Source organism: Sphaerimonospora cavernae (assembly GCF_042435035.1).
GTDB classification, from domain to species: Bacteria; Actinomycetota; Actinomycetes; order Streptosporangiales; family Streptosporangiaceae; genus Sphaerimonospora; species Sphaerimonospora cavernae.
On record NZ_JBHMQT010000044.1, the window covers coordinates 424,130 to 432,559 of the forward strand.

The following is an 8,430-nucleotide window of genomic DNA, read 5'->3' on the forward strand; positions in this document are numbered from 1 at the left end:
GTACCGATCACGAGCGCGGGCTGGTCATCCAGACGTCGATGCTGAGCGACCAGGTGCCGTCGGGCGGGTCCACCAGAGACCGCTCGTCCTGGCGGGTGCGCAGGGCCACCACGCGGGTGGCCGTGCCGTACGGCTCGAGCTGGCCCGCCTCGGCCGCGAGCAGCACGGGAACGCGGCCGGTGGCCCGCACCTTGCCGATCAGCCGCGCCACGTCGGCGTACAACGGCACGCTGGTGCCGGGCGGGAAGTCGACCCGGGCGGCGGGCACGTCGCACACCCCGCGCACGAGCGGGCCGAAGCGGTCACCGGTGACCCGCTCGACGAACAGCACGGACGCGTTCGGCGGGATCGCGGCGCACAGGTCGGCCGCCGCAGCGGCCTCCCCCCGGTTGACCGGCGAGAACGCCGTGCCGATCGACGTGACGGCGGCCGGGGCCACGAGCAGGACGGCCCCGGCGGCGGCCACCAGCGGACCGGCACGGCGCCGCCCCGAGTTCCGGGCGCGCGCACGCAGCCACCGCAGCCCCCAGACGGCGAGCAGGATCAGCCCGGGGATCACCACGGGCACCAGCCGCCGCGAGGCCCACGGGTGATCGGGTGTGATGCCGGGCCGCCACAGCGTCGTCAGCGTCGTCCACCCGATGATCGCCAGCGGCAGCAGCCAGCCGATCTCCCTTCCCCGGGCCAGGCGGCGTACGAGCACGGCGGCCGTCAGCGTGGCCAGCACGACCGCGGGAACCCCGACGTACCAGAACACCCAGTGCAGCGAGTCCTCGTAGTAGAGACGGGTGCCGTCGATCGGCAGGCGGCCCGCCTCCTGCGTCTTCTCGATGAAATCCGCGGTCAGCCTGTCCTCCGGACTGATCGGGACCCGGTGTACGGTCTGCACCCAGGGGCGTACGGCGAGGCCCGCCATGACCAGCACGACGAGCCCGGCCGCGGCCTCGGGAAGCCATCGGATCAACCGCCGAACCCGCTGCGGAACCGGCTGCCGAAGCGACCGCCGGGCCGCGATCCACGGCGCCAGAGCCGTACCGGCCGCCGTGAGCACCAGGACGGCGGCACAGATGCCGAGCAGGGGCTTGAGCGAGCCGGAGAGATATTCCGCGTACGGCTTGGCGAGGGTGTAGCAGGCGGTGAGGCCCCACAGCGCTCCCACGGCGAGCCCACCCAGCAGCGGCACGCCCAGCCGCCGGTCCGCGTCGGCGAAGCCCGATGCGCCTCTCGTACGGGCGCGGGAGCGGGAGATGCGGTTGAGCGCGATGAGCAGTCCGGCGAACGGCAGCGCGGGCAGCACGTCGCGCAGGCCGTCGATGCGGACGAGCAGGGCGAGCCCGAAGAGCAACCCGGAAAGCGCGGCGGCGATCGCGCCGGCCCGGTCTGCGCCGGCCCGGCGCCTGGCGTCGGCCAGCAGGCTCAGGCCGCCGAAGATCAGGATCAGCGACGGAATCTCGCTGAAGGTGGTCCTGGAGGTGTAGAGAACGGGGAGGCTGACCGCGAAGGCGAGCGCCGCCGGTGGGGCCCAGCGGGCGCCGACCAGACGGGCCGTCGTCCCCGCGAAGATCAGCACGGCGAGCGCGCCCAGCACCGGCGGCACGAGCAGCAGGCCGGGGATGCCCGCCACCCAGTCGCCGATGGCGTGGATCATCGGCGGCCCGGCCATGAACTGCGGGAGGATCCCGTCGTCGGTGCCGTAGAAGCCCATGCCGTCGAACCGCAGGGCCGGGTCGGGGCCGCCGAAGTCTCCCCGGGGGATCGGTAGCGAGCCATGCCGCGCCAGCCAGACGGCGTACTCCGCGTAGGTGCCCGGATCACGCCTGACCAGCAGTTGCTCTCCGTGGAAGATCCCGTTGAAGACGCCGGAGGCGACCGCGATGCCGAAAACGGCCGCCGTCCGCCCGGCCGTCGCCGAGCCGTCCACCTCGGGCATGCGCCGCAGGCCGTACCGGCACAGCAGCACGGCCGACGCGCCGCCGACCAGCAGCATCGGCAGCGGCCGGAACCAGCCGAGAAGCAGCAGCGGCAGTCCCGCGAGCAGCCATCCGCCGAGGACGAGGGCGGGCAGCGCGGACCCGACGGCGAGCACGCGGCCCGCCGACGGCAGGGGAGAACGGGGAGACCGGTCGGTGGCGATGACGCCGAGCGTAACCGCCCGCTGCGACAATCGCCCGCTCTCCGGCTTCAAAGCGATCACGCGACTCCCCCGCACGTTCCGGTAGCGTACGCCGATGACCAGCAGTGCGGCCGGAAGGAATGTGTCGGTCTTGGCCCGGCGGCACGGGTGGTTTCCGCACAGCTGGTTTCTGGGGGTCTTCGGGCTGGGAACGGCCCTGCGGATCGTGACCATGCTCGGGTACCGACCGGCGCTGTGGTTCCCGGACTCCTACACCTACGTGGTGACCGCCATGCGGCCCCGGCCCGACCTCGTCCGGCCGGCCGGCTACTCGATGTTCCTGCGCCTGTTCGAGCCGTTCCACAGCTTCGCCCTGGTCACGTTCGTCCAGCACCTGCTCGGGCTGCTCGCCGGGACCATGATCTATGTCACCGTGCTGCGATGGTGCGGGCGCTCTCGGCGGAGTGTCCTGGCCGCCGCCGCGGCCACGGTCCCGATCCTGCTCGACGCGTATCAGATCGAGATGGAACACCTGCTCGTCTCCGACTCGCTGTTCACGTTCCTCGTCGTGGCCGCCGCCTGCCTCGTGCTGCGCCGCCCGCCGTCCACCCATCGGCCGTCGACGCCCGCTGTGGTCGCCCTCGGCCTGATCCTGGCCGCCGCGACGCTGACCAGGACCGTCGGACTCCCGCTCATCGCCGTCTTCGCTTTCTTTCTGGTCTGGTACGGCCTGCGCGGAGCGGGAGCCGTACGACGGGACGCGCCGCGGCGGGTGGGGGCGTTCGCGCTGGCCGCGCTCCTGCCGCTCGCGGCGTACGCGGGGTGGTTCTACGCGGCCCACCACCGGGTCGGCCTGGTCGGATCCAACGGGGTCTTCCTCTACGGCCGGGCGATGACGTTCGCCGACTGCTCGATCATGCGGCCGACCGCGGACCTGGCCGTGCTGTGCGATCCCCGGCCCCCGGCGGAGCGCCCGGCCATGCAGGACTACGTCTGGAGCGACGACTCGCCCCTGGTCCGGCTGCCCGGCATCACGTTCACCGAGGAGACCGACGCGCTGGCCGGGCGGTTCGCCTGGCTCGCGATCCGGAGCCAGCCGCTCGACTACGCGGCCGGGGCCCTGACCGAGCTGGGGCGGACGTTCAGCTGGCAGCGGCACGTCTATCCCGACGCGGAGACCTACGGGTACTACGAGTTCCCCGCGACCACGCCCGCACCGCCGGACCGGCACCCGGCGATCGTCGGGAAGGAGTTCGCCGAGCGGTACGAACGGGGATCCGTCGCGGTGCGGATCGCCGAGCCGTACGCCCAGTGGATGCGGGCCTACCAGCGGGTGGCGTCCCTGCCGGGGGCGTTGCTGCTGGTCGTGCTCGCCATTCCGTTACTTCGGCTGGTTCGGCTGGTTCGGCTGGTTCGGCTGATGCGGCGCGGCGCGGCGCGGGGATCGGGGGTGCCGTGGGGGCTTCCCTGGGCGACCGCCTGGGTTCTGCTGGTCGTTCCGGCGGCCACGGCGCAGTTCGATTACCGGTACGTGCTGCCCGCGACCCCGCTCGCCTGCCTCGCGGCGGCCCTGGCGATGAGCCCGGACGACCGACGTGACCAGCGGAACCGGTAAAACAACGGTAAAGTGGACGCAAATGCAATACCGCAAAATGTCCTAGTTTTAGTATGCTCTGCCGCTGAATCACCCGGGATCTCGCAGAGTGATCACAGTAGAGTGACCACGGTCCGGATCCCGCCGATCACGGCGCCTCGACTCGCCTCCGTGACCTAATCTCGTGAGCGCGAGGAGTGATCGCCAAGCAAGGAGGACACGTGCGCGAGCCGATCAGTAGCACCTCCGATCGTTCGCCCGTGCCTCTGCCGCACTCCGCGCCGAGGAGCGACCGATGAGCGAGCGTCGCCGCGCCTCCGCTCGCGACCAACAACCCCCATCCGTTCCGGCCGACCAGAAGGTCTGGGGGCCGCAGAACCCCGGGGCGTACGGCGGCGGTGCGCCGAGTGGCGGTTACGACGCCCCGGCCGGCGCGCGCGGTCGGCGAGGCCGTCGCGGCGATTCCTCCTACGAGGGCTCGTACGGCGACTCGTACAACGAGTCGTACGGCGACTCGTACGGCGCCGGCTCATATGGCGACGCCTACCAGGATTCTTATGGCGGTCCGGAGGAGTACGAGCCCTCTCGCGGGCGGCGGCGCGGCGGTCACCCGGCCGGTGCGGACACCCGGACCTACGCGTCGGCCGACGGCGGCGGCCTCTACGAGGCGGACCAGCCGAGGCGGCGTCGCGGGCGCAGGGGCGGCGACGAGGAGTCGGCCGCGGCGTTCGAGGCGGCGGCCCCTTCCGGCTACGACTCCGACGATTCCGGTGGCTCCGGTGGCTCCGGCCGTCGTGGTCGCCGTGGCGGTCGCGGCGGTGGCGGTCGCGGCGGTGGTGGGGACTCCGGCGATGGAGGGGGCGGCGCACGGCGCGGACCGGGAGCATGGGGCTGGGTCAGCATCGTCATGACCACCGTGCTGGCGGCCGGCACGCTCACCGCGTACAAGACGTATCGCAGCACAATGGACCTGATCAGCCGCGAGAAGTCCACCGACGAAATCGACAAGAACCGCCCCGAGAACCAGACGGGTGCGATCAATGTTCTGCTCGTCGGGTCGGACACGCGGACCGGGGCCAACAAGCGGTACGGCCAGCACATGGAGAACGACGGCGAGCGCACTGACACGATCATGCTCCTGCACGTGTCCCCGGACCGGGATGGCGCGACACTGCTCAGCTTCCCGCGCGACTCGATGGTGATGATCTCCGCTTGTAAGAACACGAAGACCGGCGCGATCATCCCGCAGCACCTGGGACAGATCAACGCGGCGTTCTCCGAAGGGGGGATGATCTGCACCCGGCGGACCATCGAGGACCTGACGAAGATCCGCGTCGACCACTTCGTGAAGGTCGACTTCACCGGCTTCAAGAACATCGTGAACGCGCTCGGCGGCATCGAGATCTGCCTGCCCCAGGCGGTGAACGACAAGAAGTCGAAGCTGGACCTCCCCGCGGGGCGACAGGTGGTCAAAGGCGAGGCCGCTCTCGGCTACGTACGGCTGCGGTACGGCATCGGCGACAACAGCGACCTCGGCCGGATCAAGCGCCAGCAGGTCTTCATCTCCCAGGTGGTGAAGAAGGCGACCAGCCGGGCCCTGCTCACCGATGTGGGCAAGCTGCAGGCTTTCATCGAGGCCACGGCCGAGTCGGTGACCATGAACGAAGACCTCAACACCGACACGCTCATCCAGATCGCGCAGAGCGCCTCGAAGCTCACCGCCAAGGGGTTCAAGGCGACGACCGTGCCGTGGGAGCCGTACGTCGCCGACAAGAACCGCGTGCAGTGGAAGCAGCCGGACGCGAACAACCTGTTCAACGCGATCCGAAGCGACGTCGATGTGACCCCGACCGCGTCTCCGAGCGCCGCCGCTGCCTCACCCGGCGCGAAGCCGAGCGGGCCGGCCGTCACCAAGCCGTCCCAGGTGAAGGTGCAGGTGTTCAACGGCACCAGCATGGACGGGAAGGCGCGGGAGGTGGCCGAGGCGCTGGCCGCCCAGGGTTTCGTGGTCACCGGCGTCGGCGACGCGCGCAGGCCGGACGGCACCGACCAGCCCAAGACGATGATCCGCTACACCGGGCAGGGCTGGGACTACGCCAAGATCCTCACGGGGAAGGTGCAGATCCGCAAGGGGGAGGAGATCGGCCAGGTCGCCCCCGAGACCGGGAAGACCGCCACCGGCCCGGCCACGCCCTTCACGCCCTCGTCACCCCCTCCGGACGCGCCGAAGGGCAAGGTCCGGGGTCCGGTGCTCCAGCTCGTGATCGGCAACGACTGGGAGGGCGTCAAGACCCCGATCCAGATCGGGGACAACGCCGTGACGTCCGAGACGAACATCTGCGCGAGCTGACCGTCACCCGCGGCGTCAGCCGTACGAGGGCGGGGTGATCCGAAGTGAGGCCGTGGTTTGACCGGGAAGAGTACCCTTGCCGGACGTGAGACCGCCTGAGACCTCTGGAAGCGCCGTGTCTGCCGTCGATAACCCGTACGTGACGATCGTCCTGCCGTGCTACAACGAGCAGGACCATGTGATCGACGAGGTCGAGCGCATCTGCGCGGCCATGGACGACAGCGGGTACACCTACGAACTGCTGGCCGTGGACGACTGCTCCACGGACGAGACCCTGGCCCGGCTCCGTGAGGCCGAGCCCCGGTTCCCGCACATGCGGATCAAGGCGTTCCACCGCAACGGCGGTTCCGGCACGGTCCGCAGGATCGGCACCCAGGAGGCCCGCGGCGAGATCGTCGTGTGGACCGACGCCGACATGACGTACCCGAACGAGCGCATTCCCGAGCTGGTCCAGATCCTGGAGAAGGACCATGCGATCGATCAGGTCGTCGGCGCGCGCACCAGCGAGGAGGGGTCGCACAAGTTCCTGCGCGTGCCCGCCAAGTGGTTCATCCGCAAGGTCGCCGAACGGCTGGCCGGGCAGAAGATCCCCGACCTCAACTCCGGCCTGCGGGCCTTCCGCAAGTCGGTGGCCAGGCCGTACCTGCGGCTGCTGCCCCCCGGCTTCTCCTGCGTCACGACGATCACGCTGGCGTTCCTGTCGAACCAGCACGACGTCCACTACATGCCCATCGACTACGCCAAGCGGGCCGGGAAGTCGAAGTTCAGCTTCGTCTCCGACGCCTACCGCTACATCCTGCAGGTGCTGCGGATGATCATGTACTTCAACCCGCTCAAGGTGCTGATGCCGGTGGCGCTCTGGCTGATCGGCATCGGCCTGGTCAAGGGCGTGTTCGACATGGTCACGGAGCTGTTCTACATCCGCACCAACACGATCACGATCTTCATGACGGGCCTGATCATCGCGGCGGTGGCGCTGCTGGCCGACCTGATCGTGCGTTCGAGAGGCGATTCGTGAGGATCGCGATCGTCGGCCCGACCTACCCCTACAAGGGCGGCGGAGCGCAGCACACCACGGAGTTGGCCCACCGACTGCGGGCCGAGGGCCACGACGTGGTGATCGAGTCATGGCGGGCGCAGTACCCGGCGTTCCTCTACCCCGGACAGCAGACGATCGACAGCCCGGAGGGCGAGCCGTACCCGAACACCCGCCGCGACCTCGACTGGCGGCGACCGGATGGCTGGATCCGCTGCGGCAGGCGGCTGCGCGAGGCCGACCTCGTCGTCCTCGCCGTGCTCAGCCCCGTGCAGGTGCCCGCCTACCTGGGCATCCTGTACGGCCTGGGCGGGCAGGCGAAGGTCGTGGCACTGTGTCACAACGTGCTGCCGCACGAGCGCAAGCCGTACGACGTGCCGCTCATGAAGGCCCTGCTGCGGCGGGTCGGCGGGGTCGACGGCGGGGTCAACGGCGGGGTTCTCGTGCACTCCGAGCAGCAGGCGGACGTCGCCGGTGAGCTCACCGGCACGCCGGTGCGGGTGGCCGCGCTCCCGCCGCACCTGCCCGCGCGCAGCCCGGGCGCCTCGGGCGGGCGCGAGCCGTACGGCAGGCTGCTGTTCTTCGGCATCGTCCGCCCCTACAAGGGGCTCGACCTGCTCCTGCGGGCGCTGACCCAACTGCCGGACGTCGGTCTGACCGTGGCCGGCGAGTTCTGGGGCGGTCTTGAGGAGACCAGGGCCCTCATCGCGGAGTTGGGCCTGAGCGACCGGGTCGAGTTGCGGCCGGGGTACGTCGCGGCCGACGACGTGCCGGGACTGTTCGCCGGGGCGGACGCCCTCGTGCTGCCGTACCGCACGGCGACCGCCAGCCAGAACGTGTGGCTCGGCCACGAGCACGGCGTCCCGGTGATCGCCACCCGCGTCGGCGCGCTGGCCGACAACGTGTCCGACGGCGTCGACGGCCTGCTGGTGGAGCCCGACTCGGTGGGCGCGCTGGCGGAGGCGCTCAAGCGGTTCTACGAACCGGGCACACCAGAGCGGCTGCGCGCCGGGGTCACCCCCGTCGACCCCGAGCCCTACTGGACCACCTACCTCGACACCCTCCTCCTCCCCCCCTCCACCTGACCCACCCACCCACCCACCCACCCCCGCGTGAGCTTGCAGTTGCTGGCACGTGTGCCCGCTCACCTGGGCATCTCCCTTTCGTGATCTTGCAGAAACTCGCACACAAGGTCGCTGAACAGCGGAAATATCTTCCGTGATCTTGCACTGCAAGATCACGGAAGGTGAAATCGCAGGTGAGCTTGGTGGGGTGCGAGTTTCTGCAAGATCACGAAGGTGATTTGCGCAGGTCAACTGCCATCACTGCGAGTATTC

Annotated in this window: 5 protein-coding genes; 4 read left to right on the forward strand and 1 reads right to left on the reverse strand. The window is 70.3% G+C overall.

Going from position 1 to position 8,430, the window contains the following annotated elements:
• Positions 1-7: 7 nt before the first annotated feature.
• Positions 8-2,194: a hypothetical protein gene (locus ACFHYQ_RS22025; protein ID WP_394303011.1), complete on the reverse strand. Its 2,187-nt coding sequence runs from the start codon at positions 2,192-2,194 to the stop codon at positions 8-10.
• 34 nt (positions 2,195-2,228) lie between these two features.
• Between ACFHYQ_RS22025 and ACFHYQ_RS22030 the strand changes: the two genes are divergently transcribed.
• From ACFHYQ_RS22030 to ACFHYQ_RS22045, 4 genes are all read left to right on the forward strand, one after another.
• Positions 2,229-3,728 (forward strand): hypothetical protein, encoded by a 1,500-nt coding sequence (locus tag ACFHYQ_RS22030; protein ID WP_394303012.1) that lies wholly within the window; start codon positions 2,229-2,231, stop codon positions 3,726-3,728.
• A gap of 274 nt (positions 3,729-4,002) precedes the next feature.
• Positions 4,003-6,057 carry an LCP family protein gene (locus ACFHYQ_RS22035; RefSeq protein WP_394303013.1) on the forward strand — a complete coding sequence of 685 codons (2,055 nt, stop codon included), beginning with the start codon at positions 4,003-4,005 and terminating at the stop codon, positions 6,055-6,057.
• A 115-nt stretch (positions 6,058-6,172) separates the two neighbouring features.
• Positions 6,173-7,075 carry a glycosyltransferase family 2 protein gene (locus ACFHYQ_RS22040; protein WP_239089916.1) on the forward strand — a complete coding sequence of 301 codons (903 nt, stop codon included), beginning with the start codon at positions 6,173-6,175 and terminating at the stop codon, positions 7,073-7,075.
• Entirely contained in the window at positions 7,072-8,178 is a 1,107-nt protein-coding gene (locus ACFHYQ_RS22045) for a glycosyltransferase family 4 protein (RefSeq protein WP_394303014.1), read from the forward strand. Before ACFHYQ_RS22040 ends, ACFHYQ_RS22045 begins: the two co-directional genes overlap by 4 nt.
• Positions 8,179-8,430 lie beyond the last annotated feature (252 nt).

Excerpts from the sequence above, each read along its gene's own strand:
- ACFHYQ_RS22030 (WP_394303012.1), top strand. The coding sequence starts at position 2,229 with ATGACCAGCAGTGCGGCCGGAAGGAATGTGTCGGTCTTGGCCCGGCGG.
- ACFHYQ_RS22035 (WP_394303013.1), top strand. The coding sequence starts at position 4,003 with ATGAGCGAGCGTCGCCGCGCCTCCGCTCGCGACCAACAACCCCCATCC.